Raw genomic sequence first — 26875 nt, 5'->3', positions numbered from 1 at the left:
TTGGGCGAGGCCGGATTGCTCGAAGGCCTCTCCTAAGCTGTTTTCTGATCTAGCAGAGACTCCATGGCCTCTGATATCGGGCCAGGAAGGTGTGCTGGCCATACGCAAAAGTCACTCCAGAAAACACCGATCAAACAGATAAACGCTAGCCGGTTTGAGATTTTCCACCGTGCGTTGCGGGCGTCCGCCGTCGCCGGCTTTTTTACGGCCGGTTTCCTGCAAATAGCCCGCCTCGGTCATCTTCAGCAAACGCTGGCGCATGCTGGTCTTGAGCACCGGGCGGTCGAGTACTACGGAGAAGATGTTCACCGCTTCCGGCGCGCTGAATTCCGGGCCCAGGAACATCAGCGGCAGGCTGCTGTAGAGGGCTTTGGACAGCAACCGCTCCTGGACCGTCGCCACCAGGCTGTTGTGATCAAAAGGGAGTTTGATCGAGGCGTTCGCGACGTCCTTGAATGGGAAAAACCCCTGGTGTTCGGCGAGCTGGACCGCTTCGCTGACAATCGCCAGGTAGAACGTCGAGGACGACCAGCAGCGCGGATCGCGGAACGCGTCGCCGACGGTGCCGACCTGTTCGATCCAGGCCAGCGGCATGCCGACCTTGCTTGAATTGCGCAGGCGCTCCACGGCGTCGTTCAGCGTGAGGTCTTCGACGTCACCATTGACCACGATCCCGGGCAGCGCCCAATGGCCGGCGAACGGCTCGGCTTCCCGTCGGTTCAGGAGGATTTCCAGCGCCTGGGTCTCCCGGCAAAAGCGCAGCACACAGAGGTCGATAGTGTGCAGATAACCGCGCGCAGGGGCTGTGCTAGTGGGCATGTCGATTTCCGTGGGTAGCGTATAGGTCATAGTTTAACGGGTTCATGCCGGGTGCCATCCAGTCGGTGGGAAGCGGCTTGCCCAAGGCCAGGCGTTCGCGAACCCCGGTGCTGCGCACGTGGATCTTTTCCTCCACGCAAAGGACAGAAAACCGCTCCAGCAATTCCTGGCCGCGATAGAAGGTCGGCAGCGAATCCGCGACATCCTGGCCCACCACCAACGCGATCCGCTTGCCGTTCAGGGCCAGGCTGTCGGCGAGGTGGGCAAGCAGGGTGTAGCTGTAGATGGCGCCTTCGACGCCACGGGCCACGACTTGCTCCACCCGACTTGCACGCACTTCGGCGCAACACAGCGGCTGGACGTTCTCGACGATCGATTCCAGCCAGTTCAGGCGCACCTCATAGTCGACCATTTGCTTGCCATAAGGATGCCGGAAGCTGGGGACCACCAGCACGCGCCTGGCCTGGCGTGAGGCCTCGATCATCACTTGGGCGTGGCCGGCGTGAGGGGGATTGAAGGCGCCGCCATACAGGGCAATTTCGAACATGGCTTATCCTCTTTTGGTACACGACATGTACTCTAGCAGAAAAATCTTTTTGACGGAAACCTGCTTTTTTGGTGCGACTTCATTGGATAAGAATGAATCATCAAAAATATTTCTCCGAATAGCTTGTTATGAAAGTACACCTTATGTACTCTCGTGGCCATGAAGAGGAGAAACCCAGCATGAACAGCCTGACCCGGAAAACCGCTTCTTTCGATGTCGATGCGCAAAAGAGCTTCACGCCGCTATGCCCCGATGAGCTCCCGGTGCCGGGCGGTGACCAGATTGCCGGTGAGCTGAATTTCATCGCGTCCCTGGCCAGCCTCCGCATCGGCAGCAAGGACGCCCATTCGCCCAAGGCCCCTTGGGTGGTCGCCGATCACGCACAGATGTTCGTGCCGACCGGGCTGGAGCACGCCGACATCACTTGGGTCAGCCACTGCGTTCCCGGCACCGAAGGTTTCGCCTTGCTGGACCAACTGCCGACCCCCTACGACTACGACTATTTCGTCTGGAAGGGCGTCGAGCCGGATTTGCACCCGTACGGCGCCTGCTACCACGACCTGCACGGCAAGCTGTCCACCGGGGTGATCGAGTACCTCAAAGGCCAGGCTGTGGAGCAGGTCATCGTTGGTGGGCTGGCGCTGGACTTCTGCGTCAAGACCACCGCGCTGCAACTGGCCGCCGCTGGCTTCAAGGTGATCGTTCACCTTCCGGCCTGCCGGGCCATCAGTGAGCAGGGGGCCGTTCAAGCCATTGCCGACATGCAGCAAGCGGGCATCTCGGTCGCCGCGACGCGCGAAGACATCCTCCGCTTGGCAAACGCATAAGGAACAGACATGGACAGTGCATTCGACACAAACAGCGGCACCATCCAGAGTCTTCTGGATACCGACTACTACACCTTCACCATGATGCAGGCGGTCTTGCACCAGCACCCGAATGTCGAGGTGGAATACCAGTTCATCGTGCGTTCCAAGGAGCGGCTCGGTCACCTGATCCCGGACATTCGTGTCGAACTGGAAAAACTCGCCGGGTTGCAACTGCGCGAGGGAGAGCAGCGGTTTTTGTTCAACAAGCGTTTCCGTGAGTACCTGACACCGGACTTCGAACAGTTTCTCGGCCTGTTTCGCTTCAATTTGCGCTACATCCACGTTTCGGAAGTCGACGGCCAACTGCACATCCGCGTCCGCGGGCCGATGCTGCACTGCATCATGTTCGAGCAACCGGTATTGGCGATGGTCAGCGAACTGCGCAACCGCGAGAAGTACCCCGAAGTCGAGTTGGCCGACGTCACTCGCAAGCTGTACCAGAAGTTCGAATGGCTGGAGAAAAATGCCAGCCGTGAAGAGCTCGCCGAGTTTCGCGTTTCAGACTTCTCCACCCGGCGGCGGCTGTCGTTCTGGGCCCAGCGTGAAGTGGTGAACGTCATGCGCAGCGATTTTCCTGGCGTCTTTGTCGGCACCAGTAACGCGCACCTAGCTTACGAGTTCGATCTCCCCCTGATCGGCACCATGGCCCACCAATGGCTGATGGTGCACCAGCAACTCGGGCGTTTGCGCGAGAGCCAGAACGCGGCGTTGGAAAATTGGGTGCGCGAGTATCGCGGCCGCCTCGGTATCGCCTTGACGGACTGCATCAGCACCGATTTTTTTCTCAAGGATTTCGACCTGTACTTTGCCAAGCTCTATGACGGCCTGCGCCAGGATTCCGGTGACCCGATCGTCTGGGCGGACAAGGTGCTGGGGCGTTACCAGGCGCTGGGCATCGACGCGCGCACCAAGGACCTGATGTTCTCCGATGGCCTCAATTTCGAGAAGTGCCTGCCGATCCTGCGTCATGTTCGCGGCAAGGCCAAATTCGGTTTTGGCATGGGCACCAGCCTGGCCTGTGATGTCGACGGTGTCGAACCGCTGAGCATTGTCATGAAACTGGTGCGGGTCCACGGCGAGCCGGTGGTGAAGTTCTCCGACGATCCGATCAAGAACGTCTGCGAGGATGCCTCGTTCCTGCGCTACGCCGCCCAAGTGTTCAACGTCGCCCTGATCAATCCACAAATGGGAGCCTGATATGACTACGCTCGCGCAAGAACGCATTGCCCGGGAGCTGGGCATCGACCGCCAACTTACTCGGGGTGGCGAAGCCACTGAGATTGCTCGCCGGGTCGAGTTCATCAAGCAGATCCTGCGCGAGTCGGGCTGCCAGTCCCTGGTGCTGGGGATCAGCGGCGGCGTCGACTCGCTCACCGCCGGCCGCCTGTGCCAGTTGGCGGTGGAGCAACTGCGGGGGGAAGACTACGCGGCGCGGTTTATCGCCGTCCGACTGCCGTACAAGGCCCAGGCCGATGAGCAGGACGCCAAGGCGTCCCTTGACTTCATCCGACCGGACGCGATCACCACCAGCAACATCGCCGCGTGTGTCGACGGGCTGATGGGCAGTATCGCCATCGACGGCTTGCAATCTTCGGCCGAACTCATCGACTTTACCAAAGGCAACGCCAAGGCCCGGGCACGGATGCTGGCGCAATACGCCATTGCCAACTTGAGCAACGGATTGGTGGTGGGAACCGATCATGGGGCGGAGGCGGTGATGGGGTTCTTCACCAAGTTCGGCGACGGCGCTTGCGACCTGGCACCGCTGTCCGGGCTGACGAAAACCCAGGTGAGATTATTGGCCGACGCGATGGGTGCCCCCGCGTACCTGGTGCGCAAGGCGCCGACCGCGGATTTGGAAGACCTGGCGCCCGGTAAGTTGGATGAAGTGGCGTATGGCTGTAGCTATGAGGAAATCGATGCGTACCTGATGGGTGAAGAGGTGTCGCCGCAGGCGCGACAGATCATTGAAGGCGCCTACCTCAAGACAGCCCACAAACGAGCATTGCCACGCGTCCCTGCATCGTTGTAATAGGGTTCTAAATGCAATGCTGTTCACTTAAGGCAATCGACAAACCCGTGGCGAGGGAGCTTGCTCCCGCTGGGCCGCGAAGCGGCCCCAAAACCTGCCTAATGCGGAGCATCAGGCATACCGCCCACGCCGGTTTACGACTGCTTCGCAGCCGAGCGGGAGCAATCTCTGGCCATAGGTCCATCATTTCTCTCAAGTGAACAGCATTGGGTTCCAAAGGAGACTTTTGACCTTGAACGGAGTGGGTAAATGACACAGGCAATCGGCATCAAGGACCGTGTACGCATCAAGCACGTCGAAGTCCTCTCGGACGACTGGTATGTGCTGCGCAAGACCACCTATGACTACCTCGGCCGCAACGGCCAATGGCGCGAACTGACGCGCGAAACCTATGACCGCGGCAACGGCGCCACCATCCTGCTCTACAGCAAGGCCAAGCAAACGGTCGTGTTGACCCGGCAATTCCGTTTCCCGGCCTTCGTCAACGGGCACGATGACCTGCTGATAGAAACCTGCGCCGGCCTGTTGGACAACGACGATCCCCACACCTGCATCCGCAAGGAAACCCAGGAGGAAACCGGCTATATCATCCAGGACGTGCGCAAGGTGTTCGACGCCTTCATGAGCCCGGGCTCGGTGACTGAGCGGGTGCATTTTTTCGTCGGCGAATATTTTGACGAAGACAAGCAGCACGAAGGCGGTGGCCTGGAAGCCGAAGGCGAGGAGATCGAAGTGTTGGAGCTGTCCCTCGACCAGGCTTTGGGCATGATCGAGACCGGGGAAATTTGCGACGGCAAGACCATCATGCTGTTGCAGTACGCCAAGCTGCACCGGTTGCTGGATTAGCCCCGGGCCTGCTGTGGGCGGGGCGCGCCGCTGCCGAATCGTTCGCGATAGGCGGTGGGCGGCAAACCGACAGCGTTGCGGAACGCGGCGCGGAAACTTTCCACCGACCGATAGCCGCAAGCCTGGGCGATGCCGGCCGTGCTCTGGTCGGTGCTTTCCAGCAGCTCCCGGGCCCGGTTCAAGCGTTCCTGTTGCAGCCAGGTCTTGGGCGGCAGGCCGGTGGTCTCGACGAAGCGCCGCAGGAAGGTGCGCTCGCTCATGGCGACGCGGGCCGCCATGTCGCAGACGCTCAAGGGTTGATCCAGATGCTCGCGAAGCCACTGCAGGACGCGGCTCAGTTCGTTGCGTGGCGACTTGCTTACGGGGGCGACGATGAATTGCGCCTGGCCGCCGGTCCGTTGCGGCGCCATGACCAGGCGACGGGCCACGGAGTTGGCGACATGCGTGCCGAAATCCCGGGCGATCAGGTGCAGGCAGGCGTCAATGCCCGCCGCGCTGCCGGCTGAGGTGATCAACGGTCCGGAATCGACGTACAGCACGTTTGGATCAACCTTGATCAGCGGGAACCGCTCGGCCAGTTCCGTGCAGAATTGCCAATGGGTGGTCGCGGTCTTGCCGTCGAGCAGCCCGGTGGCGGCCAGGGCAAACACCCCCGAGCAGATCGACAACAGGCGTGCGCCGCGGGCGTGGGCGCGGCGCAGTGCTTGCAGCAACGCCTCGGGAGGCGGTTCGTGGTGGCTGCGCCAGCCGGGGATGATGACGGTTCGCGCGCTGTCCAGGGCTTCGAGCCCCGCGTCGACGGCTATCCGAAGGCCGCCCAGCGCATGCATCGGTCCTGGATCGACGGCGACGATTTGGTGGTCATACCACGCTACATCCAGTTCCGGGCGCGGCAGGCCGAAAATCTCCAGGGCGATGCCAAATTCGAATACACACAAGCCTTCATAAACCAGGATCGCCACGGTTCCGGGGTGAGCGTGCATTTGGCGTGATTCCACCGTTTATTGTCTTGCGCCGCACTGTAGCGGACTGGCCCGTCTCCCTACAATCGATCGCAGGCAATCAGGGACACCAAGACGGTTGAGCCTTGCAAAGGTGGATAAGGGACGGAAAATGAAGAAAATCGCCGTGGTGGGCTGCACCGGTGCAGTGGGCATGACCATGCTGCAATTGCTTGAAGATACCGACTATGAAGTGGTCTGCATGGCCTCGGGGCGTTCGGCCGGCAAGCGCTTGGCGGTGGGGCGGGCGCGACATCTGATCGAGCCTTTTTCCCTTGAAGGTTGCGCCGCGTGCGATATCGTTTTTCTGTGTGTTTCCGGGGCCTTTGCCTTGGAATACGGTGAGCGCTTGGCGGAAAATTCCTACGTCATCGATAACTCATCGGCGTTCCGTTATCACAACGATATCCCTTTGCTCGTACCGCCCATTAATGGGCAGCGCTACAGGGGCGAGAAATTGGTCGCCAATCCCAATTGCTCATCAGCCATCGCACTGATGGTGCTGGGTCCGCTGCATGACGCGTTCGGGCTGCAGAGCGTGATCATCTCTACGTACCAGGCGGCCAGTGGGGCGGGACAGCCGGCGATGCTGGAACTGCGGGAGAAGGCCAAGTCCTTCAGCGACTATGGCGACCGCGATGACAGCGAGCACTTCGCCCATAACCTGGCCTTCAACGTGATTCCCCAGGTCGACTCGTTCGAAGCCAACGGTTACACCCGTGAAGAAATGAAAGTGGTCTGGGAGTTGCGCAAGGTGCTCGATGAACCGGCATTGGCGATCAGCACCACCGCGGTCCGGGTGCCGACCTTGCGTTCCCATGCCGAAAGTCTCAGCCTGCGCTTCAACACCCCCATCCAGTCGCTGGCGCAGGTGCGCGAGCTGTTACGCAACGCGCCAGGGGTTGAAGTGGTGGATGAGCCGGAATACGGCGCTTATCCGATGCCCATGACCTCGACCTACAAACACGCGGTGGAAGTCGGACGGATTCGCTACAACCTGATCTACGGCGAGTACGGGTTGGACGTGTTCATCAGCGGCGACCAACTGCTGCGCGGGGCGGCATTGAATGCATTTGAAATCATGCAATTGATCAAACATTGATCAAGTCCAACCCCGAACATTGAAACGCGCAGCCATGGCTGCGCGTTTTTTGTTCAGCTGGATTGGGCCTCGCTGTCTTCCTGCATATCGTCCAGGTATTGCGGCTGGTCCGTCTGGCTTGCCTGATCCGGCAGCTCGGTCACGACGCTGAAGTCGCTGATCTCGATGGCGCCGACCCCATGACCGAGCAGATGGAAGGAAAACGCCTTGCGCTGTTGTGGGTTGTCGAAACTGATGTTCATCACCAGTGGTTGGTCGGGTGTCACCGCCACCTCGGTCGGCAGGTCCATCGGCACATGCTGTTCGAACTCCTTGGCCTTGAGGGAAATGTAGGCGGCATGGTCAGCTTCCACGGCTCGGATGGTCAGGCTGACGCGGGTCTGCGAGCCCTTGGGCATTTCCAGGTATTGGGCACCGATCAGGTTGTCGGTCCAGTCGTTGGTGACCTGGGCCGGCAACGGGATTTTGTCCGTGCTGCCGAACTGATAATGCTGGTTCAAGGGCGTGCGCAACAGTGTCTGGTCCAGGGCGGTGGCCCGGGCGCTGATCAATCGGGCACGCTGGCCGCTGTATTGCCCGCCATAGATGACGCGGTCGGCGATGAAGCCTTCGCTAGTGTAGTCACGGCAATGCTGGAGGAAATCGCATTCGGTAAACGTGCCCTTGCCATCGTGGTAGCGCAGCTTGCCGTTGGTGAACGACATGATTTCCCGACCCGTCGGGTAGTCCCTGAACATCGAGCGGCCGGACAACGATTTGGGCACCGCAAAGCCGAAGTAATCGAGGATCGAGGCGGTCAGGTCCACATGCCCGTAGGTGCCTGACTTGATCCGGGGCAAGGGTTCCGGCGCCAGCGTCAGGTTGAACCCCCAGGACGAGGCCAGCCGCACATCGTCGATGCCATGGGATTCGTCCGAGGTGATGACCACCAGGGTGTTGTCCAGGATGCCCTGGCGTTCCAGGCCCGCCAGGAAGTTCGCCAGTGCGTCGTCCAGGTAACCCACCGCCGCCTGCTTGGCCGTGTCGTAGCGTTGCAGGTAGTCGTCTGGCGCGGAGTAGGGCTGGTGCGTGCCCACGGTCAGCAGAGTCAGCATCCAGGGCTTGTTCGCTTGTTGCAGTTGCCCGACGTAGTCCAGCGCGCCTTCGAAGAACGTCTTGTCGTCCTTGCCCCAAGGAAATTCCAGATAGGCGGGGCGCGTGAACCACTCCATGCCCAGGGTCGTGTCGAAGCCGATGTGCGGCATGATCCGGTCCTTGGCCATGAAGCGCAGGCCCGCGCCCTGGAGGAAATGCGTGGAAAAGCCGTTCTGGCGCAACTGGGCCGGCAGGCAGGCTTGGTTGCGCTGGGTCTGGTTGAGCATTTCGACGCCTTTGGGCGTGCCGTCGTCGAGCTTGTCGTAATCGCCACACAGCATCGCGTACAAGCCACGAATGGTCTGGTGGCTGTGCAGGACGTAATCGGGGGTGTTCATGCCGCGCTCGGCCCAGGCGCTGAGGTGTGGCATCAGGTTTTCCTGGTAGCTGCTTCTCAAGGCCTGGCGATTGGCACCCACATAGGCGCCGGGAATGCCTTCCAGGGCGATAACCAGCACGTTGCGCGCACGCCCCGGTTCGGCCAGCAATTTGCGGCCATCGAGGTCCAGGCGGGTCAGCCCTTCCATGGGCGGGATTGGGTCAACGGTGTCGCCATCGAGCCATTGCCGGGCTTGGTCCTGCCCGGCGGCGATCCCCGCCGTGACGAGTTGGTGGGGCAGGTTGAACACATTCCATTGGTCCGCCTCACTGGGACGCCAGGCTTGCAGTGCGCCGTGGCTCAGCAGGAGCAACACCGGCACCGCCCAGGCGCGGCGCGGCAAGCGTGGCGCCTGGTGGGGGCGGCGGGTCCATTGGCTCACCAGCCACAACGCCAGGGCTGCCAACTGGATCGCGGCCAGCCACGGATGGGCGAAGCCGCCGCTGGTAGAGTTTTCAACGAACTGCGGGTCGGTCAGGTAATGAATATCCGAAGGACCGGGCATCCGCCCGACCGCGCTGACCAGCTCGATGCTGGCCAGGGTCAATGCGCTCCAGGCCAGTAATACCGGGAATGCCAGCCACCCGGGACGGCGATGGAGCAGCACGATCAACAACCCGCCGATACCCAGGTCCGAGAGATAACCCAGCGGGTCGGACCAACCCAGGGCGAGACGCAGGCCCATGGGGACCATCAATACGCAGCCAATCAGGGCGATGAGCGAGGCGCGGGGATGGGTTGAAGCGCGATAAAGAACGTTCACAAAAGCAGGCCTTTCGGTTGAAGTCATTCTACTGGACGGACACTGCCCCTGTGGGAGCGAGCCTGCTCGCGATAGCGCCGGATCAGCTGAGTTCATAGTGACTGACACACCGCCATCGCGAGCAGGCTCGCTCCCACAGGGGGCTTCCGTCGGTCATGAAACTGTCATGAAGAGGGATGGTAGCAAGGGCTGTCGCCCCTGGCCGGGCCAATGGCCCGGTGTTCGGCTGCGCTACGCTGTGGTTCACTGGCACAGGCCCCTACAATGGCCGTGTCGCGCTGCTTTGAGGCGTGCAGAAAACTTGTATCAGGATTTCTCATCGGGGGGATGGATGGACAGGTTCCAGGAAATGCAGGTTTTCCTCGCCGTGGCCCAGGCGTCGGGGTTTTCGTCGGCGGCGCGGCGCCTGGGCCTGTCGGCGGCCAGCGTCACGCGGGCGGTGGCAGCGTTGGAGCAACGCATCGGCACGCCACTGCTGGTCCGTACCACTCGCAACGTGTACCTGAGCGAAGCCGGCCAGCGCTTTCTCGAGGACTGTCGGCGGATCCTGAACGATTTGCAGGAAGCCGAGGATTCGGCGGCTGGCAGTCACGTCCAGCCCCGCGGGCAGTTGACGATTACCGCGCCGGTACTGTTTGGGCAATTGTTCGTCACGCCGCTGCTAGTGGATTACCTGCACCGATTCCCTGAGGTCAGCATCAACGCCTTGTTGTTGGACCGCACGGTCAGTCTGGTAGAGGAGGGCATCGACGTTGCCCTGCGCATTGGCGAGCTGCCGGACAGCAACCTGCACGCCGTGCGGGTCGGTGAAGTGCGGCGGGTGGTGTGCGGCTCCCCGGATTTCTTCGCGCGCCACGGGCGGCCCCGGCATCCGGATGACCTGGAGCGAATGCCCGTGGTGGCGTCATCGGCCATTGGCCAGGTCAAAAGCTGGACCTTCATCGATTCAGGCCAACCGTTGGCCGTCCGGCCCGTGCCGCGGTTGGTAGTGACGGCCAACCAGGCGGCGATTACCGCCGCTTGTCAGGGACTGGGGATGACGCGAATCCTGTCTTATCAGGTGGCGGACAACGTGGCCGCCGGTGAGCTGGAAATCGTCCTGGCCGATTTCGAATTGCCGCCGCTGCCGATCCATGTGGTGTACCAAGGCGGGCGCAATGCGCCGGCGCGGGTCCGCAGTTTTGTCGATTTTGTTGTCAGTGCATTGCGCGAACATCCAGCCTTGAGCGGCTGAAGCATTGTTTCTCTGGCTGAAACAATGGATTGCATCTGCAGGTGATTCTCTTGTTTTTGCCTTGGGCGGAAGATGACCCCATCGACGCCGTTGTGCTGATGGCGTCACTTCCAGCGGAGTCGACCATGAACCCGATCAAGCACTATCACTTCCCGCTTTCCGGCCATTCCCATCGCGTTCAACTGATGCTGTCGTTACTCGAACTGCCGGTCGAGGAGATCTTTGTCGACTTGGCCAAGGGCGCGCACAAACAGGCGGATTTCCTTGCGCTCAATGCGTTTGGCCAAGTACCGGTCATCGATGATAACGGTGTGGTGCTGGCGGACTCCAACGCGATCCTCGTGTACCTGGCGCAAAAATATGGCAAGGGCCGCTGGCTGCCCACCGATCCAGTCGGTGCCGCCCGGGTGCAGCGCTGGTTGTCGGCGGCGGCCGGGCCGATCCATGCGGGGCCGGCCTCGGCGCGGCTGATCACAGTGTTTGGCGCGGCCTACAACGCTGAGGACGTGATTGCCCGATCCCACACTGTGTTGAACGTCATTGATCAAGAATTGAGCGCCCGTGCTTTCCTGGCGGGTGACGCGGCGACCGTCGCGGACATCGCCGGCTACAGTTACATCGCCCACGCACCGGAAGGCAATGTGTCGTTGGAGGGCTACGCCAATGTGCGGGCCTGGCTGGGGCGGATCGAAGCCTTGCCCGGGTTCGTGGGCATGCCGCGTACGGTTGTCGGGTTGCAAAAGCACGCCTGAAACGGAACCTGGTGACGAGAAGATTTATCTCTGCCCTGTGGGAGCAAGGCTTGCCCGCGATGGGAGCACTGCGGTCTTTTAGAGATCCAGGTGCCTGTTTCGCGAGCAAGCTATGCTCCCACAGGATAGATAGGCCCCTCACCGCAGCGATTCATGCGTAGGAAAGCGCCTTTTCCTCCAGCAATTCCTCATACAACTGCACCCACTTGCGGCCCATCTCTTCGGACGTGAACAATTGGCGGTAACGAGCTTCGGCCCTGGCACCCATTATCTGGGCCTGTGCCGGGTTTTCCCACAGGGTACGCATCGCCTCGCGGAAGGCCTCTGGGTTGCTTGGTGGCACTACCAGGCCGGTTTCGTCGTGGATGTTGATGTAGCTGGTGCCGGTGCCGATTTCGCTGCAGATCATCGGCTTGCCGAACATCGCGCCTTCAAGCAGTGAAATGCCAAAGGCTTCAGAGCGCAAATGCGAAGGGAATACGATGGCATAACTCAGTTCCAGCAATGCAACCTTGTCTTCGTCCCCGAGGCGGCCGAGGAAATGCAAGTTGCGCAAGCCCAGTGCCGCGGCTTGGGCATGCAGTTGTTTTTCCAGAGGCCCGGCACCCACGATGACCACGGGGTAATCCACGCCTTTGAGGGCGTCGAGCAGAATGTGCAGGCCTTTGTAATAACGCATCACCCCCACGAACAAAAAGAACCGCTCACCCAGTCTGGCCTTCCATCCCGCCATGCGCTCGGCATCAGGCTGTGGATAACTCGTCTTGTTCAGGCCGTAGGTGATGATCCGGGTCTTGGCGCTGTATTCCTTGAGCACATCGCTGGTATGCACATAGTTAGGCGAGGCCGCGACGATGCGATCGGCGCCGTCCAGGAAACGTTTCATCAGCGGCCGATAAAGCTTGAGCAGTTGCCGCTGGCGAACGATGTCCGAATGGTAGGTTACGACGTAGGGTTTTTTCACGGCACTGCAAAAGTGCACCAGGTCCATGAATGGCCAAGGAAAGTGGAAATTAATGATGTCCGCTTCGGCGGCCAGCTCACGGAATTTCTTGAAAACGCTGTAGGAGAAACCCGTGGACGCCAGTTGGAAGTCCATTCGGGCTTGATGGACGACATGCTGTCGAAGCTGGATCGGACCCGGTGCGGGATGTTCGCTCAACGTGAGCACGGTGTTATCGATACCCAGTTGGTCACTGCTGTCGCACAGCTGGAAAATGACCTGTGCGATACCGCCCATGGAGTCAGTCAAATAACTTTTGTAAAAGTGCAGGACTCGCATTCAACCTCCCAAGACCTGGCGATACGCGTGGGCAGTGACCTTTGCACAGCGCTCCCAGGAAAACAGCGCAGCCTGTTGTAAGCCTGCTTCCCGACACGCCTGCCAGTGCGGGCGATCCTCAATCAACCGCTGCATGGCGTCGCGCATGCCTTGTGGATCGTCGGGCTCGCAATAAATGCCAGCCGCCCCGGCCACTTCCGGCATCGCCGAGCAGCGGGTGGTCATCACTGGCGTGCCGCTAGCCATGGCTTCGAGCACCGGCAGGCCAAAACCTTCATAGAACGACGGGAAAACCAATGCCCGTGCCCCCGCCAACAACTGGGCGACCTGTTCGTCAGGCAGGTAACCCGCCAGACAGACATGACCATCAGCCAGGGCGCGTTTCAACTCATCATTGAGCTGTGCCTGTTGCCATCCGCTCATTCCTACAATGAACAAAGGAAAAGCCTGACGTATGGACTCAGGAAGCCCGGCATGGGCGCGCAAGGCCAATGACAAGTTCTTGCGTGGCTCCAGGGTGCCGACACAGAGAAAATATCGGCCGTGCTCCAGCCCATGAGCCTTGAGCACGCTGTCGATCACTTCCGGTTCGCGCGGGTGGAAACGTGTCGCCACCCCAAGCGGCGCGACCCGCAGGCGCTCGGCGGGAAGGCCGAAATACTGTTGGGCTTCATCGGCGATGAACTGCGAATCGGTCAGAATCAGCTGCGCCTGTTCTACCGCGCGGCTGAGCCGTCGCTCGATTTCCTTCAGGCGTGCCGGTGGCTGCGTCTCGGGGTAGCGCAGGTGCGTGAGGTCATGGAGAGTGATCACCGTCGGTCCTTCGAAAGCCAACGGCCACAGGCTGGGTTCGTGATACAGGTCGATAGCCTTTGAACGGCCTTGATCGAAGCGTTTCTGCTCCAGCCAGCGCCGCGCTTGGTAGGCGCCCGGAACCCGTCGCAGCAACGGGCTCAGCTTGGAATAGCCTGGCTTGGCTGTTGGTGGCAACTGCGGGCTCCAGCCCCAACCGTGGAACAACGACAACTGTACGTCCGGCTCCCGCGCCAACGCAGTCGTCAGTTCCGCTACGTAGTGGCCGATGCCGGTGCGGGGCGCCTGGAGAATGCGTGCGTTGAGGGCTATCCGCATGTTGTTTCCCTGTCGACGATCGCTGCACCAATAATGTGGCCCTCGATTCGCTCCACCAATTGCGCACTGGCCTGGCGCCAGCTCAGCCATTGCCATTGATCCAGGTTGCGCTTGGCCGGGAATACCCCGGTGCGCTCCATGTCGATGACCAGGTTCGCCAGGCTTTGGGGATCGTCGAGATCGAAATAGGCCATGAACTCTCCGCCGATTTCCCGAAACACTTCAATGTCGCTGCCCATCGCCGGCAAGCCGCGTTGCATGGCTTCTACCAACGGCAGGCCGAAGCCCTCCACATAGGACGGGAACACCAGCGCCGTGGCGTGTCGGTAGGCGTGTTCCAGGCTTTGGTCCGCCAGGTTGTTGAACATGAACAGGCGGCTGTCGAGCTGCGGATGGCGTTGAATGCGCTCGATCAGGGCTTCGCATTTCCAGCCGATCTTGCCGACGATGCAGAGCCGCGCTTGTGAACCGGCGGCCCAGGCCCGTTCGAAGGCATCGAGCAGGTAAGCGTGGTTCTTGCGCGGCTCGATGGTGCTGACCATCAGGAATACCGGTTCGGGTTGTTCGAACAGTCGCAGCAAGTGCGGGTCGACGGGTTGGGTGGCGTCAACCAGGTCCAGTTCGCTGCCCAGGTGGAAATAGTCGAACCAGCGCTTGCGCACCTCTTGCTCGCCAATGCGCCGGACCAATTCCTGGCGAAGCTGGTCGCGGATGGTGGTGGAAATGGCGATGTAGCCGTCGGCGGTGCGAGCGATCCAGTCGAACCAATGGTTGAACACCTTGACCAGTCCGGCATCGCAGAATTGCGGATGGGTCAGGGGAATCAGGTCATAGATCACCGAGATGATCCCGACGCCATCACGCTTGAGCTGTTCGGCCAGGGGGAAAAAGCCCGAGTGCCAGGAAGAATCCAGCAACACCAGTTGATCACCGGCCCGATGCTTCAGCGGTACGCTGCGTGAGGGGGGCGGTTCGCGTCTTAGTAGGCGATCAAGGATTCGAATGGGGAGGTTGAGGCATGCCAGGGCGAACAGCCGGCAGGCAATGTACAAGAAGCGGCGAGCCCAGATCGACTGGTTGAAGGGGCGCCACCGTTCGAGGGTCCGCTGCCGGAGCCAGAACAGGTTGGCGAACTGCACCAACCGTGCCCGCAGGTCAGCCAGATCCAGCCCATTCGATGGCAGGGGGGCCAGGCTTTTCACTTCGTACAGCTTGCCCTGCAGCATCACCACGGGAATGCATTCGCGTTCTTGGTCCCTGGCCGGCAGTTCGCGAATGACGTTGCGCACTACTCGCTGGATGCCGGAGTTGTCATTCGGGTGGTCGTATACGTAGGTGCAATCCACCAACAGACGGCTCATGGCAACTCCTTTTGCGGCACCGCCTCGACGGCCGTCTGGCTCGAACGCTGGATACTGGTCCGGGCCTGGAGCCAGGAACAGCCGACGAAATCCTCCTGGCGATTATTGATCACGTGGAACACCAATCCGTAGTCGCGCCATTCGAAATTACGGTCCAGGTGCGAGTCCAGCCGCGACAGGCTGAGCGCGACGGAGTAATTGCCCTTGCCCAGGCGCATGTCGAAACTGAAACGGAAGGTGATCTGTTCGCCGGCCTTGAGGTCGGTCACGGCCTTGTCCTGGCGATGGGTGTTGATGCCGTACATGGGCTGGCCCAGGCGGTCCTTGATCAGAAAGCCCAGCACCAGCCGCTCGATGTCCTGGCGGATCTCAACCCGCACTTGAAGCACCATCGGCTGGCCGATCTCGGCCACTTCCACCGACTGCCCCTGGCTGTTGAGCAACTGCACATCGACGATGCCGGCCTCGCCGGTGCCGGAAATGGTCCGCACCTGACCGTTGGCGAGCATTTCCTGGCGGACCACTTGGCCTTCGCGCTGGGCCAGCATCGCGTTGTAGTAATCCATCACCTCTTCCGGCTTGCCGCGCATGGCCATGCGCCCGTGTTCGAGCAGGATGGCGGTGTCGCAGATCGACTGGATCGCCGAGCGATCATGGGACACGATCAGCAGCGTGGTGCCGGCCTTGCGGAAGCTGCGGATGCGCTCGAAGCTCTTGTGCTGGAAGTAGGCATCGCCCACCGACAGCGCTTCGTCGACGATCAGGATGTCCGGGCGCCGGGCGGTGGCGACACTGAACGCCAAGCGCATCTGCATGCCGCTGGAATAGGTGCGTACCGGTTGGTCGATGGCCTCGCCGATTTCGGCGAAGCCCTCGATCTCGGGCATCAGGGCTTCGATTTCCTCCACCTGCATGCCCAGCAACTGACCGGCCATGAACGCGTTCTGGCGACCGGTGAAGTCCGGATGAAAGCCCATGCCCAGTTCCAGCAACGCGGCAACGCGGCCTTGTAGCTGGATGTGGCCGCAGGTGGGTTGGGTGGTGCCGGTGATCATCTTGAGCAACGTACTTTTGCCGGCGCCGTTGACCCCGACGATGCCAACGGCTTCCCCGGGCTGTATCTCGAAATCCACGCCCTGGAGGATCCAGTGCAGGTGGTGACGCTGGCGGGAAAAGGGAATCAACCACTCCAACAGCCGGCTCCAGCGGTTCGGATACTGCTTGTAGGCCTTGCCCAGGCCGGTGACACGCAAATGTCCCATCAGAGTTCATCCACCATTTCACCGCCGCGCCGGCGAAACATGCGCAAGCCCAGGGCGCACAACAGCAGGGCGAGCACCAGCAACGGCACCAGCGAACTCCAGGCCGGCCACTGGTTATAGAGGAACAGGTTCTGGTAGCTCTGCATCAGGGCGGTCATGGGGTTGAAAGCGAGCAGTTGCTGGATCGACGGCGGCAGGATCGTCATCGGGTAGACGATCGGCGTGAGCCAGAACCAGAATTGCAGGCAAATGCCGAACAGCTGCCCGACATCGCGGAAAAACACATTGAGGATCCCCAGCAGCATGCCCAGCCCGGCGGCGAACATCACTTGCAGGGCCAGCAGCGGCACCAGGGCCAGCAAGGTCATGCCTGGCCAGCGTCCGGTGATCAACAGGAAACCGAGAAACAGCCCAAGGATGATCGCGAAGTTGATCCCGGCGTTGAACAGCACGATCACCGGCAGGCAGATCCGCGGGAAGCTGATCTTTTTCAGCAGGTTGGCGTTTTCCAGGAACATGCCCTGGCTGCGGGTGGTGATTTCCGCGAACAAGCCCCAGGTCAGCAGCCCGGCGCAGAGGTAGACGCTATAGGCCATGCCATCTTCGACCCCGGGCAGGCGGGCACGCATGATGTGGGAAAAAATCACCGTGTAGACGAGGATCATCGACAACGGGTTGAGCACCGTCCACAACGCGCCGAACAACGAGTTGCGATACCGCGCCTGGAACTCGCGCTTGACGCTGCCCAGGACGAAGCCGCGGTAATTCCACAGGGAGTGGGGCAAGCTCAGCAACATGCGTCGACCCTGCCGTAGTGGTCTTCGAAGCGAACGATGTCGTCTTCCCCCAGATATTCGCCACTTTGCACTTCGATGATCACCAGATCGATCACGCCGGGATTCTCCAGGCGATGCTTGTGTCCGGCCGGGATGAAGGTCGATTCATTCTTGGCGACCAAGTGCGAACCCGAGCCATTGTTGGTGACCTTGGCCATGCCTTCGACCACCACCCAGTGTTCGTTGCGATGGTGGTGCATTTGCAGCGACAGCGACGCGCCAGGCTTGACCACGATGCGCTTGATCTTGAAGCGTGGCCCTTCTTCGAGCACGGTATAACTGCCCCATGGGCGGCTGACCGTGCGATGCAGGCGATAGGCTTCGTGCGCCTTGTCCTTGAGTTGCCGGGCGACGCGGCGCACATCCTGGGCGCGGTCGGCATGGGCCACCAGCACGGCGTCGGCGGTGTCGATGATGATCAGGTTTTCCACGCCCAGGGCCGCCACCAGACGGCCTTCGCTCTGGACGAAGTTGTGCTGGCTGTCGATGAACAGGGCCTCGCCGGTGGCGCGGTTGTTCTGCGCGTCGGCGGGCACCAGGCCGGCGACGGCGCTCCAGGAGCCGATATCGCTCCAATCGAATGTGGCCGGGATCACCACGACATTGGCGGAGCGCTCCATCAGGGCATAGTCGATGGAGATGTCTGGCATGTCGGCGAAATGCGCCGCGGACAACTCCTGCTGCAAGCACCCTGAGGTTTCCACCGCCGTGCTGGCCGTGACACAGGCGCGCGCCTGTTCCAGCAGCTCGGGGGCGTGGGCTTGCAACTCCGCCAAGAGGGTCTTGACCGAGAAGCAGAACATTCCTGAGTTCCACAAGAAACGGCCGCTTTCCAGATACTGCGTGGCGGTCGGCAAGTCGGGCTTTTCGACGAAGCGAACGACCTTGGCCGCGCCCTTGGTGTCCAGCGGCTGGCCCCGTTCGATATAGCCGAATCCGGTTTCCGGCGCCGAGGGCAGCACGCCGAAGGTCACCAGGTGACCGCTCTTCGCCAGTTCCACGGCATGCGCCACCGATGCCTGGAAGGCCGCCTCGTCCTGGATCAGGTGATCGGCCGGCATGACCACCAGGATCGCCTCGTCACCATGCAACGCCTGAATGGCGAGGGTGGCCGTGGCAATGGCTGGCGCGGTGTTGCGGCCCGTGGGTTCGAGGACGAAGTGACCACGGTGACGCTCCAGGTGAGCACTTTGATAGTGATCGCGGCTCTGGAAATAGTATTCGCGATTGGTGACCGTGACGATATCGCCCCGGCCATCGAACAACCCCGCGGCACGCCGGTAGGTTTTGCCCAGCAACGATTGGCCGTCGGGCAAGCGCATGAAAGGCTTGGGATGACCCTCGCGGGACACCGGCCACAACCTCGTCCCGGCTCCGCCGGAGAGAATCACGGGAATGAGCATGGCCTACTCCTTGGCGACGCGTTTCATGTCCGCATCCATCATCATGCGGATCAAGGTGTCGAGGTCAGTCCGGGGTTTCCAGCCCAGGACGCGTTGGGCCTTGGCTGGGTTGCCGAGCAACACCTCGACTTCGGCCGGGCGGAAAAACGCCGGGTCGATCTTGACGAAGTCGCGGTAGTCCAGCCCCACATGTTCGAAGGCAATCCTGCACATTTCGCGCACGGTGGTGGTGACGCCAGTGGCTACCACGTAATCGTCGGGGGTGTCCTGTTGCAACATCAGCCACATGGCCTCGACGTAATCGCCGGCAAAGCCCCAGTCGCGCTTGGCGTCGATATTGCCCAGGCGCAACTCCTGCTGCTTGCCCTGCTTGATGCGCGCGGCGGCGTCGGTGACCTTGCGGGTCACGAACTCGATGCCGCGCAGCGGTGATTCGTGGTTGAACAGGATGCCGCTGCTGGCATGCAGGCCGAAGCTTTCCCGGTAATTGACGGTGATCCAGTGGCCGTACAGTTTCGCGACGCCATAGGGACTGCGTGGGTAAAACGGGGTGTGCTCGTCCTGCTGCTCGGCCTGGATCAGGCCGAACATTTCGCTGGTGGAGGCCTGGTAGAAACGGGTCTGCGTACTGAACTGGCGAATGGCTTCGAGCAGATGGGTGACCCCCAGCCCGTCGACGATGCCGGTGGTCACCGGCTGGTCCCAGGAGGCCGCGACGAAACTTTGCGCGGCCAGGTTATACACCTCGTCCGGCGCCGACTTGATCACCGCCCGCTGCACCGAGCAGGCGTCGGCCATGTCACCGTCCAAATAAACGATGTCTTGTTCGATGCCCATCTCTCGCAGCCGCCAGCGCGAGTCGCTGCTGCGTCGCGCCACCAGACCGTGGACCTTGTAACCCTTGTCGAGCAGCAACTTGGCCAGATACGCGCCGTCCTGGCCGGTGATCCCTGTGATCAATGCACTTTTCATTCTTGTTGTACCCGTATCTCCCAGTCGGACAGGATCGCCCGCAAGGATTGTTGTGTTGTTGTTTCGGGCGTCCATCCGGTGGCCTGTCGTAGCTTGGCAGGGCTACCACAGACGCGACGCTGTTCTGCGCGGCGAAGACGCGCAGGGTCCTGGATCAGTTGCACATCGACCTGGGCGATATCGCCCAGTTGTTCGATCAGGCTGCGAATGCTCTGCTCGCGACCCGAACAGATGTTGTAGACCTGCCCCGGGGCGCCTTTTTCCAGCAGGCTCAGGTAGGCCGAAATCACATCGCCGACATCGAGGAAGTCGCGGGTCACGTCGATATCGCCCACCTGCAACCGGGCCGGTTGCAGGCCCAGCTTGATCAGGCTGATTTGCCGGGCGGCGCTGGCAATGACGAAGCTGTCCTTCTGGCCGGGGCCGATGTGATTGAACGGGCGAGCCACCAGCACCGGCCAGCCTTCGCTCATGCCCCATTGCAGGCTCAGCAGTTCGGCCGACAGCTTGCTCACGGCGTACGGGTTGCGTGGGGCGGGTGCTTGCAGTTCGGTAATCGGCAGCCGGTCTTCGCTGACCTGACCATAGACGTCACCGGAGCTGACATACAGGAACGTGCCGGTGAACCCCCGGGCCTTGAGGGCCTGAAGCAGGTTCAAGGTGCCCAACAGGTTGATGTTCAGGGTGCGTGCCGGGTCGCGGAAGGCTTCAGGGACAAAGGTCTGGCCCGCCAGGTGGATCACAGCGTCGGGAACCTCGGGCCAGAGGCCCTCCAGGGTCTTGGCATCCGTCAGGTCGTAGCGCGCGGCGACAGGCATCACCTGCCAGGCCGAATCATGACCATGCAGTCGAGATTTGAGGTGACGTCCAACGAAACCGCTGAGGCCCGTAACGAACAGACGTTTTTTCAAGCACCAGCCCTCTTTACGGTGACTTCGTCTATCGCGAATGGAGTAGGAAATTTCCGTAAGATCGGGGAAAAGTCACTCAACGATCAGCTTAGCGAAGCATTTGTTATAGTTGTTTGGTTGCCAATCTGTGCCAATTTCGCAGCAATTTCAACAGCGCAAACCGTGACTGACCAGTTCTCATATTTATAGCGGGTTTATTCACATCGAGCGGTTCACGAACCCTTGGCGGATGTGTTTAGAATGCCCCTCGTCACACTTGCCCCTGGTTCCGATCTTCGGATCAAACCGCAAGGGACGGGACCATAAAAAAACAAGAACGAGACGGGTAGCAAGATGAACGACGCGTGGCGGCTCCCGGGCCGGCTCGATGCGTGACTCGACCGTCATGAAGTTGGGGCTGCCGGGATGGCGGCGCCATGATGGGATGCCATGAATTTCATTCTTTACTCGGACGTAAACGATCACTCCATCAGCCAGAGCCTCGGCCGCCCTGAGTACAGCTATTACTTCGTGCTCAAGGCCTATCGTCCCGTACTGGAAAGCCTGGGGCCGGTGCATGTGGTGTCGTCGGTCGCCGAGGTCGATCCGCTTTATCAGACGTTGCGGCAGGCCGGACAGGACTGCTTGTTCCTTTCGTTTTCCCCCCCGCACAAGACCCCGCTCGACTTGCTGTGCCCGATGGTCTGCGTAGTGGCCTGGGAGTTCGATTCGATCCCGGCCGAGCACTGGGATGACGACCCGCGGCATGACTGGAGCCGCACGCTGGCCCGTCATGGCCGGGTGATTACCCTGTCCAGCCACACGGCCGAGGCGATCCGTCGGACGTTGGGCGAGGATTTCCCAGTGTTGGTGTTGCCCACGCCACTGTGGGAGCGTTTCGCGGCGGTTCGTGAGCAACACCCAAGCCGGCCGATCAACCCCGGAACGACCTTGCAGATCAAGGGTTGCATCATCGACAGTCGGCCCCTCGGGTTGTCGGCGGATGGCTTGATCGCGCCGATCCTTGGAGAGTCGCCGGCCCTGGCCTCAAAGCCGCAGCCCTTGACTTGGCGGCGGCGCGCATCCATTTCCCGTCATTACCTGCGCGAAGCCATCCGCGTCTTCACCGGCGAGGCCGAGCAGGGCCCTGTGTGGCTGTTCAAGCACAACCTGTTGAGCTGGTACCGCGAGGCGGTCCGCGACCTGATTCCGGTGCCGGTTCGCGTTGCGGTCAGCAGGATCCTGCGGGGGCCGTCGCTGACTGTCGAGGCAGTACCCTCGGAACATCCCCAGGCCGTCCTGCCGGACACCCGCCAAGTGGTCGAGACCCAAGTCAGCGGGGTGGTGTACGTCAGCGTGTTCAACCCCGATGACGGTCGCAAGAACTGGCATCAGTTGATCACCGCCTTCTGTTGGGCGCTACGCGACGTCGAAGACGCCACGCTGGTGCTGAAGATGACCCAGAACGATCTGTCGACCTACTACGTCGAGCTGCTGACGCTGCTGTCCCAGCTGTCGCCATTCAGTTGCCGGGTGGTGGTGATGCACGGTTACCTGGAGGACGAACAGTTCGCCCGGCTGTATGGCGCGGCGAGTTTCTACGTCAACGCGTCCCGTTGCGAAGGCCTGTGCCTGCCGCTGATGGAATTCATGTCCTGCGCCCGCCCGGCCATCGCGCCGGACCACACGGCGATGCGCGACTACATCGATACCGAAGTAGCCTTCATCGTCAAGTCCAGCCGCGAACCCACGATCTGGCCGGAAGACTCGCGCATCTTGTATCGCACCCTGCGCCATCGGCCCGACTGGGGTTCATTGAAACTCGCCTATGAACAGAGCTACGCCATGGCCAAGCACCAGCCGCAGGCCTACCAGGCCATGGCCATTGCCGCGAGCGAGCGGATGCGCCGCTATTGCGGGTTCGCCCCGGTGCAGCAGCGCCTGGCGGATTTCCTGGCGGCGCCAGGCTGTGATGAAGGGCTGTCGCGGGTGGCCCAGGCAGGTACCGCCTCATGTTGATCATCATTTATTCGGAAACCAACCAGAGCAACATCCTGGAAAACCTCGGCAAGCCCGAGTACAGCTATTACTTCGTGCTCAAGGAGTTCCGCCCGGTGCTGGAGCGGTTGGGGCAGGTCGTCGAAGTGACTCGACCTGACGAAGAGGTCGACCCGCTTTATGCCGATTGCCTGGGGCGCGGCGAGGATTGCGTATTCCTGTCGTTTTCACCGCCGCACCGCACCGCCGCCCACTACGCCTGTCCGACGATCCCGGTGTTTGCCTGGGAGTTCAGCACCATCCCCACCGAAAGCTGGCAGGGCGAGCCCCGGCACGATTGGCGGGTGGTCCTGGGCGCAACCGGCATGGCGATCACCCATTCCAGCTTCACGGTCAAAACCGTTCGCGAGGTGATGGGGGCGGACTTCCCCATCGCCGCCGTCGCCGCGCCGGTATGGGACCGCTTTGCCGCCCGTGGGGCGGCGCTGGCCCAGCGGCCGACAGTGGATCACATGCGCCTGCAATTGCACGGCCTGTTGATCGACAGCCGCACCACCGACCTGCGGCCGTATGGCCCACCGGCGCATCAGGCCGGTATGCCGCTGGTGCTGGACGGCCCGGCCGAGGATTGCGAGTTACTGCTGGACGGTGTGATTTACACCTCCGTGTTCAATCCTTACGACGGTCGCAAGAACTGGAAGGACATGATCAGCGCGTTTTGCACGACGTTTCGCGACGTTGCCGACGCAACCTTGGTGCTCAAGCTGACTCATCACGACGTCAGCGCCGCGCTGACCGACATGCTCCACCATGTCTACAAGAACCAGTCGTACCGCTGTCGCATCGTGCTGATACACGGTTACCTGGCGGACGCGGACTACGAACGGCTGGTGGAAGCCACACGGTACGTGGTCAACAGTTCCTACGGCGAAGGGCAGTGCCTGCCGTTGATGGAGTTCATGTCGTGCGGCCGTCCGGCGATTGCACCGCTGAACACGGCGATGGCCGACTACATCGACCCTGACAACGCCTTCATAGTGGAGTCGACCGAGGAATTGACCGCCTGGCCCCACGACCCGCGTGCCGCGTACCGCACCCTGCGGTATGTCACTGATTGGGATTCGCTGTGTTTGGCCTATCGCGCCAGTTATGACGTGGCCAAAAACGACCCCGAGCGTTATCGCCGGATGTCGGCCCACGCCGTGCGCAGCCTGGAAAAATTCTGCAGCCAGGCCAATGCCGAGCAGCGTTTGCAGGCGTTTTTCGAAGCCATACCCGAGCGGCGTCGGAACGCGCAGCAACCATGATCCGCCGATGGCTGGCCGGGCTCAGGCCTCCGGTCGAACCCTCGCCACCGCCGACGGCGGCCGTTTCGCCCCGGGATGCCGGCCTCTACGACGCGATGCTCGACGGTTGGTTTTGCAGTGAAACCGGTGAATTGCTCAAGGGCTTTGCCATCACGGCCGAGGATACTTTGCTGGATGTCGGCTGCGGCGAAGGCGTGGCAACCCTGTTTGCAATGCGCCAGGGCGCGTCCGTGATCTTTACCGACAGCGAACAGGACAAGGTGCGCGACCTCGCCCGCCAGGTCGAAGCCCAGGCCGCCGCGCCGTTCTTGGGCCTGGTCAGCAACAGCCTGCCGCTGCCCCTGGCCGATGGCTGTGCGAACAAGATCGTCTGCATGGAAGTGCTGGAGCATATCCCTGATCCAGCGCCGTTCATGGCCGAACTGGTGCGCATGGGCCGGCCCGGGGCGCAGTACCTGCTCAGCGTGCCGGCCTCGGTGGGCGAGCATTTGCAGCAAGGCATCGCGCCGCCGGGCTACTTTCAAGCGCCCAACCATGTACAGATTTTCACTGCCGAACGATTCGCCGCGCTGGTGGAAGACGCCGGGCTGGTGATCGAGCATCGTCAGGCCAGCGGATTTTTCTGGGTCATGGGCATGATTTTCTTCTGGGCCAGCGAACGGGCGGCGGGCCGGGACCTCGAGGGGGCCGTGCGCGACCGTATCCAGGCGCCGTACCCACCGTTGATGGAGCGCTGGGCGAGCCTCTGGCAGGACCTGCTGGCGCAGCCCGACGGCTTGGCGATCAAGCAGGGGCTGGACCGGTTCATGCCCAAGAGCCAGGTCATCATCGCGCGTAAACCCGATCGTTCTTCCGGGAGTCCTTCATGAGCAGCAAGCGGATCATGGACATCGAGTTGTTGCGCGCTGTTGCGGTGATCGGCGTGTTGTTCCATCACCTGCAAGGCATGCCATTTCCTGGCGGATGGCCGCGCCTGGCGGCCCTGGCCGACAGTTTCCAGCTGTGGTGGGGCGTGGACCTGTTCTTCGCGATTTCCGGGTTTGTCATCGGACGCAGCCTGATCCCGCAGTTGCGGCGCTGCGACAATCCCCGGCAATTCTGGGCCATCACCCGGGACTTCTGGATTCGCCGGGCGTTTCGCCTGTTGCCGTCGGCCTGGCTCTGGCTGCTACTGGTGCTGTTCGCGGTGTTCTTCCTGAACCGCTCCGGCGCGTTTGGCAGCGTGCAGGCCAACCTGCAGGCGACGCTGGCCGGTTTCCTGCAATTCGCCAACCTGCGTTTTGCCGATGCGTTCATGCAGTACGAATACGGCGCAAGCTTCGTGTACTGGACGCTGTCGTTGGAAGAGCAGTTCTATCTGATCCTGCCGTTGCTGGTGTTCGTCTCGCGTCGCTATCTGGTGTGGGTGTTGCTGGCGGTGGTGCTGGTGCAATTCTTCACTTGGCGGGCGCTGTGGTTGTCGGTGATTCGTACCGATGCCTTGGCGCTGGGTGTGTTGTTGTCGATCTGGAGCTTGCGGCCCAGCTACTGGCGCTTCGAGCCCACGTGGTTGCGCCGCCCCCCCTTGGGCCTGCTGCTGGTGCTGGGCCTTGGCAGCGTGATGGCCTGGATCGCCACCGAGCACTTCAATTTGTCGTTCTACCGTCTCGGGGTCATTGCCGTGCTCAGCGCCGTGCTGGTCTGGGTGGCCTCGTATGATCGGGATTATCTGTTGCCCCGCGGTCGACTGAAAACGGCGCTGACTTGGGTGGGCAGTCGTTCCTATGGGATCTACCTGATCCACATCCCGGTGTTTTTCCTGCTGCGCGAATTGTGGTTTCGTTTCGCCCCCTTGGGCTCGCCGGACCCGGCAAGCCATCCCTGGCCGGCCCTGGCGTGTGCGTTGTTATTGATCGGGCTGTTGAGCGAACTCAATTACCGCTGGGTCGAAATGCCCATGCGCAACCGTGGTGCCCGGCTGGTTGAACGCCTGTCCGCCGCCCGAACCGTCCTTCCTCTTCCTGGAGCCCCGACATGCTGAGCCTTTTGAAGAAACTCACCACGGGCCTGCCCGCGCCCGCCGAGCCGGCCGCCGAGAAAGTCGACCCGTATATGCTCGGGCTGCACGATGCGATGCTCAGCGGCTGGTTCAACCAGCAAACCGGCGAACTGTTCACGGGGTTCCCGGTGACGCCTGAAGACACGCTGCTGGACGTGGGCTGCGGCGACGGTGGTAATGTGCATTACTGCGCGATGCGTGGGGCGAAGATCATCATCGCCGACATCGACGCAGCCAAGGTCGAAGCCACTCGCCAGCGCTTGAGCGACACCCCCGCGCGCGAAGTCGAGTGCCACGTGACCGACTGCAACCCGCTGCCGATTGCCGACGCCACGGCCACCCGGGTGGTATCCACCGAAGTCATCGAGCACGTCGACGACCCGGCGCAATTCCTCGCCGAGCTGGTGCGGGTCGGCCAGCCCGGTGCGCTGTACCTGCTGAGCGTGCCGCACCCCAGTTCCGAAGACCTGCAAAAGGACATCGCCGCGCCGGAGTACTTCCGCAAGCCCAACCACATTCGCATCATCAGCGAAGAGCAGTTCAAGGCGATGGTCAGCGAGGCCGGCTTGGAAGTGTTGAGCCACAGCCAATACGGATTCTATTGGTCGATGTGGATGCTGTTGTTCTGGGAGGCCAAGGTTGATTTCAGCAACCCCGACCATCCGTTACTCAAGCATTGGGCCGACACTTGGCAAGCCGTGCTGAATTCGCCGCGTGGGGTGCAGATCAAGCAGGCGCTGGACGCGGTGGTGGCTAAGAGTCAGGTGATTATTGCGCGTAAGCCTGGCGCGCTCTCCTAGCAGCAAGGGCGCCTTTTGTGGCGAGGGAGCTTGCTCCCGCTGGGTTGCGAAGCGACCCCCATTCGGTGGGCGCTGCGCACCCAAGCGGGAGCAAGCTCCCTCGCCACAGATATTCGC

At 61.6% G+C, this 26875-nt stretch carries 24 protein-coding genes; 12 read left to right on the top strand and 12 right to left on the bottom strand.

Going from position 1 to position 26875, the window contains the following annotated elements; translation table 11 throughout:
* Positions 1–111 precede the first annotated feature (111 nt).
* Positions 112–819: an NUDIX hydrolase gene (locus HU715_RS20375; protein ID WP_186706469.1), complete on the bottom strand. Its 708-nt coding sequence runs from the start codon at positions 817–819 to the stop codon at positions 112–114.
* The gene (locus tag HU715_RS20370) at positions 809–1366 is read right to left on the bottom strand and encodes an adenylyltransferase/cytidyltransferase family protein (protein WP_186706470.1); all 558 of its coding nucleotides are present in this window, start codon (positions 1364–1366) and stop codon (positions 809–811) included. Before HU715_RS20370 ends, HU715_RS20375 begins: the two co-directional genes overlap by 11 nt.
* A 179-nt stretch (positions 1367–1545) precedes the next feature.
* On the opposite strand from HU715_RS20370, the gene HU715_RS20365 reads away from it, so the two are divergent.
* The 4 genes from HU715_RS20365 to nudK all read left to right on the top strand — a co-directional run bounded on the left by HU715_RS20365 (position 1546) and on the right by nudK (position 5113).
* Positions 1546–2193 carry a nicotinamidase gene (locus HU715_RS20365; RefSeq protein ID WP_186706471.1) on the top strand — a complete coding sequence of 216 codons (648 nt, stop codon included), beginning with the start codon at positions 1546–1548 and terminating at the stop codon, positions 2191–2193.
* Between the two features lie 9 nt (positions 2194–2202).
* Complete coding sequence (pncB, locus tag HU715_RS20360) at positions 2203–3432, top strand: nicotinate phosphoribosyltransferase (RefSeq protein WP_186706472.1); 1230 nt, start codon at positions 2203–2205, stop codon at positions 3430–3432.
* A gap of 1 nt (position 3433) precedes the next feature.
* Complete coding sequence (gene nadE / locus HU715_RS20355) at positions 3434–4267, top strand: NAD(+) synthase (RefSeq protein ID WP_186706473.1); 834 nt, start codon at positions 3434–3436, stop codon at positions 4265–4267.
* Positions 4268–4516: 249 nt separating this feature from the next.
* Positions 4517–5113, top strand: a complete 597-nt coding sequence (nudK, locus tag HU715_RS20350; RefSeq protein ID WP_186706474.1) for a GDP-mannose pyrophosphatase NudK — start codon at positions 4517–4519, stop codon at positions 5111–5113.
* Here the strand turns inward: nudK and ftrA are convergent.
* Positions 5110–6096, bottom strand: coding sequence for a transcriptional regulator FtrA (gene ftrA, locus HU715_RS20345; protein ID WP_186706475.1), 987 nt, complete (start codon positions 6094–6096; stop codon positions 5110–5112). The genes nudK and ftrA overlap by 4 nt on opposite strands.
* Positions 6097–6226: 130 nt before the next feature.
* Between ftrA and HU715_RS20340 the strand changes: the two genes are divergently transcribed.
* Entirely contained in the window at positions 6227–7216 is a 990-nt protein-coding gene (locus HU715_RS20340) for an aspartate-semialdehyde dehydrogenase (protein ID WP_186706476.1), read from the top strand.
* A gap of 53 nt (positions 7217–7269) precedes the next feature.
* Here the strand turns inward: HU715_RS20340 and HU715_RS20335 are convergent, their stop codons facing one another.
* Positions 7270–9492, bottom strand: coding sequence for an LTA synthase family protein (locus HU715_RS20335; RefSeq protein WP_186706477.1), 2223 nt, complete (start codon positions 9490–9492; stop codon positions 7270–7272).
* 331 nt (positions 9493–9823) lie between these two features.
* Here HU715_RS20335 and HU715_RS20330 point away from each other — a divergent pair, with 331 nt between their 5' ends.
* The gene (locus tag HU715_RS20330) at positions 9824–10726 is read left to right on the top strand and encodes a LysR family transcriptional regulator (protein ID WP_186706478.1); all 903 of its coding nucleotides are present in this window, start codon (positions 9824–9826) and stop codon (positions 10724–10726) included.
* Between the two features lie 125 nt (positions 10727–10851).
* Positions 10852–11478 (top strand): glutathione S-transferase family protein, encoded by a 627-nt coding sequence (locus HU715_RS20325; RefSeq protein ID WP_186706479.1) that lies wholly within the window; start codon positions 10852–10854, stop codon positions 11476–11478.
* Positions 11479–11629: 151 nt separating this feature from the next.
* Here HU715_RS20325 and HU715_RS20320 read toward each other — a convergent pair whose 3' ends face one another.
* From HU715_RS20320 to HU715_RS20285, 8 genes are read right to left on the bottom strand one after another with little or no spacing between them, the layout of a single operon-like run.
* A complete protein-coding gene (locus tag HU715_RS20320) occupies positions 11630–12760 on the bottom strand; it encodes a glycosyltransferase family 4 protein (RefSeq protein WP_186706480.1) in 1131 nt (376 codons plus the stop codon).
* The gene (locus HU715_RS20315) at positions 12761–13891 is read right to left on the bottom strand and encodes a glycosyltransferase family 4 protein (RefSeq protein WP_186706481.1); all 1131 of its coding nucleotides are present in this window, start codon (positions 13889–13891) and stop codon (positions 12761–12763) included.
* Positions 13882–15252 (bottom strand): glycosyltransferase family 4 protein, encoded by a 1371-nt coding sequence (locus HU715_RS20310; RefSeq protein WP_186706482.1) that lies wholly within the window; start codon positions 15250–15252, stop codon positions 13882–13884. The genes HU715_RS20315 and HU715_RS20310 overlap by 10 nt, the downstream gene beginning before the upstream one ends.
* Positions 15249–16514 (bottom strand): ABC transporter ATP-binding protein, encoded by a 1266-nt coding sequence (locus HU715_RS20305; protein ID WP_186706483.1) that lies wholly within the window; start codon positions 16512–16514, stop codon positions 15249–15251. The genes HU715_RS20310 and HU715_RS20305 overlap by 4 nt, the downstream gene beginning before the upstream one ends.
* Complete coding sequence (locus tag HU715_RS20300; RefSeq protein WP_186706484.1) at positions 16514–17311, bottom strand: ABC transporter permease; 798 nt, start codon at positions 17309–17311, stop codon at positions 16514–16516. Before HU715_RS20300 ends, HU715_RS20305 begins: the two co-directional genes overlap by 1 nt.
* Positions 17302–18753: a mannose-1-phosphate guanylyltransferase/mannose-6-phosphate isomerase gene (locus tag HU715_RS20295; RefSeq protein WP_186706485.1), complete on the bottom strand. Its 1452-nt coding sequence runs from the start codon at positions 18751–18753 to the stop codon at positions 17302–17304. The genes HU715_RS20300 and HU715_RS20295 overlap by 10 nt, the downstream gene beginning before the upstream one ends.
* A gap of 3 nt (positions 18754–18756) precedes the next feature.
* Entirely contained in the window at positions 18757–19725 is a 969-nt protein-coding gene (gene gmd / locus HU715_RS20290; protein WP_186706486.1) for a GDP-mannose 4,6-dehydratase, read from the bottom strand.
* Complete coding sequence (locus HU715_RS20285) at positions 19722–20636, bottom strand: GDP-mannose 4,6-dehydratase (RefSeq protein WP_186706487.1); 915 nt, start codon at positions 20634–20636, stop codon at positions 19722–19724. The genes gmd and HU715_RS20285 overlap by 4 nt, the downstream gene beginning before the upstream one ends.
* A 429-nt stretch (positions 20637–21065) precedes the next feature.
* Between HU715_RS20285 and HU715_RS20280 the strand changes: the two genes are divergently transcribed.
* Genes HU715_RS20280 through HU715_RS20260 form a run of 5 tightly spaced genes read left to right on the top strand, consistent with a single transcriptional unit; the run spans position 21066 to position 26758 of the window.
* Positions 21066–22634 (top strand): glycosyltransferase, encoded by a 1569-nt coding sequence (locus HU715_RS20280; protein WP_186706488.1) that lies wholly within the window; start codon positions 21066–21068, stop codon positions 22632–22634.
* Positions 22628–23920, top strand: coding sequence for a glycosyltransferase (locus tag HU715_RS20275; protein ID WP_186706489.1), 1293 nt, complete (start codon positions 22628–22630; stop codon positions 23918–23920). Before HU715_RS20280 ends, HU715_RS20275 begins: the two co-directional genes overlap by 7 nt.
* Positions 23917–24789 carry a class I SAM-dependent methyltransferase gene (locus HU715_RS20270; protein WP_225917674.1) on the top strand — a complete coding sequence of 291 codons (873 nt, stop codon included), beginning with the start codon at positions 23917–23919 and terminating at the stop codon, positions 24787–24789. Before HU715_RS20275 ends, HU715_RS20270 begins: the two co-directional genes overlap by 4 nt.
* Positions 24786–25940 carry an acyltransferase family protein gene (locus tag HU715_RS20265; RefSeq protein WP_186706490.1) on the top strand — a complete coding sequence of 385 codons (1155 nt, stop codon included), beginning with the start codon at positions 24786–24788 and terminating at the stop codon, positions 25938–25940. Before HU715_RS20270 ends, HU715_RS20265 begins: the two co-directional genes overlap by 4 nt.
* On the top strand, positions 25934–26758 hold the full coding sequence (locus HU715_RS20260; protein WP_186706491.1) for a class I SAM-dependent methyltransferase: 825 nt from the start codon (positions 25934–25936) through the stop codon (positions 26756–26758). The genes HU715_RS20265 and HU715_RS20260 overlap by 7 nt, the downstream gene beginning before the upstream one ends.
* Positions 26759–26875: the final 117 nt, after the last annotated feature.

This window comes from Pseudomonas zanjanensis, assembly GCF_014268745.2.
Taxonomy (GTDB): domain Bacteria; phylum Pseudomonadota; class Gammaproteobacteria; order Pseudomonadales; family Pseudomonadaceae; genus Aquipseudomonas; species Aquipseudomonas zanjanensis.
The sequence above is the reverse complement of the archived record's forward strand: the minus strand, read 5'-3'. Positions and strand labels throughout refer to the sequence as shown.

Coding starts and splice junctions, on each gene's coding strand:
- HU715_RS20375 (WP_186706469.1), bottom strand. CDS start 819: ATGCCCACTAGCACAGCCCCTGCGCGCGGTTATCTGCACACTATCGAC.
- HU715_RS20370 (WP_186706470.1), bottom strand. CDS start 1,366: ATGTTCGAAATTGCCCTGTATGGCGGCGCCTTCAATCCCCCTCACGCC.
- HU715_RS20365 (WP_186706471.1), top strand. CDS start 1,546: ATGAACAGCCTGACCCGGAAAACCGCTTCTTTCGATGTCGATGCGCAA.
- pncB (WP_186706472.1), top strand. CDS start 2,203: ATGGACAGTGCATTCGACACAAACAGCGGCACCATCCAGAGTCTTCTG.
- nadE (WP_186706473.1), top strand. CDS start 3,434: ATGACTACGCTCGCGCAAGAACGCATTGCCCGGGAGCTGGGCATCGAC.
- nudK (WP_186706474.1), top strand. CDS start 4,517: ATGACACAGGCAATCGGCATCAAGGACCGTGTACGCATCAAGCACGTC.
- ftrA (WP_186706475.1), bottom strand. CDS start 6,096: ATGCACGCTCACCCCGGAACCGTGGCGATCCTGGTTTATGAAGGCTTG.
- HU715_RS20340 (WP_186706476.1), top strand. CDS start 6,227: ATGAAGAAAATCGCCGTGGTGGGCTGCACCGGTGCAGTGGGCATGACC.
- HU715_RS20330 (WP_186706478.1), top strand. CDS start 9,824: ATGGACAGGTTCCAGGAAATGCAGGTTTTCCTCGCCGTGGCCCAGGCG.
- HU715_RS20325 (WP_186706479.1), top strand. CDS start 10,852: ATGAACCCGATCAAGCACTATCACTTCCCGCTTTCCGGCCATTCCCAT.
- HU715_RS20320 (WP_186706480.1), bottom strand. CDS start 12,760: ATGCGAGTCCTGCACTTTTACAAAAGTTATTTGACTGACTCCATGGGC.
- HU715_RS20315 (WP_186706481.1), bottom strand. CDS start 13,891: ATGCGGATAGCCCTCAACGCACGCATTCTCCAGGCGCCCCGCACCGGC.
- HU715_RS20310 (WP_186706482.1), bottom strand. CDS start 15,252: ATGAGCCGTCTGTTGGTGGATTGCACCTACGTATACGACCACCCGAAT.
- HU715_RS20305 (WP_186706483.1), bottom strand. CDS start 16,514: ATGGGACATTTGCGTGTCACCGGCCTGGGCAAGGCCTACAAGCAGTAT.
- HU715_RS20300 (WP_186706484.1), bottom strand. CDS start 17,311: ATGTTGCTGAGCTTGCCCCACTCCCTGTGGAATTACCGCGGCTTCGTC.
- HU715_RS20295 (WP_186706485.1), bottom strand. CDS start 18,753: ATGCTCATTCCCGTGATTCTCTCCGGCGGAGCCGGGACGAGGTTGTGG.
- gmd (WP_186706486.1), bottom strand. CDS start 19,725: ATGAAAAGTGCATTGATCACAGGGATCACCGGCCAGGACGGCGCGTAT.
- HU715_RS20280 (WP_186706488.1), top strand. CDS start 21,066: ATGAATTTCATTCTTTACTCGGACGTAAACGATCACTCCATCAGCCAG.
- HU715_RS20275 (WP_186706489.1), top strand. CDS start 22,628: ATGTTGATCATCATTTATTCGGAAACCAACCAGAGCAACATCCTGGAA.
- HU715_RS20270 (WP_225917674.1), top strand. CDS start 23,917: ATGATCCGCCGATGGCTGGCCGGGCTCAGGCCTCCGGTCGAACCCTCG.
- HU715_RS20265 (WP_186706490.1), top strand. CDS start 24,786: ATGAGCAGCAAGCGGATCATGGACATCGAGTTGTTGCGCGCTGTTGCG.
- HU715_RS20260 (WP_186706491.1), top strand. CDS start 25,934: ATGCTGAGCCTTTTGAAGAAACTCACCACGGGCCTGCCCGCGCCCGCC.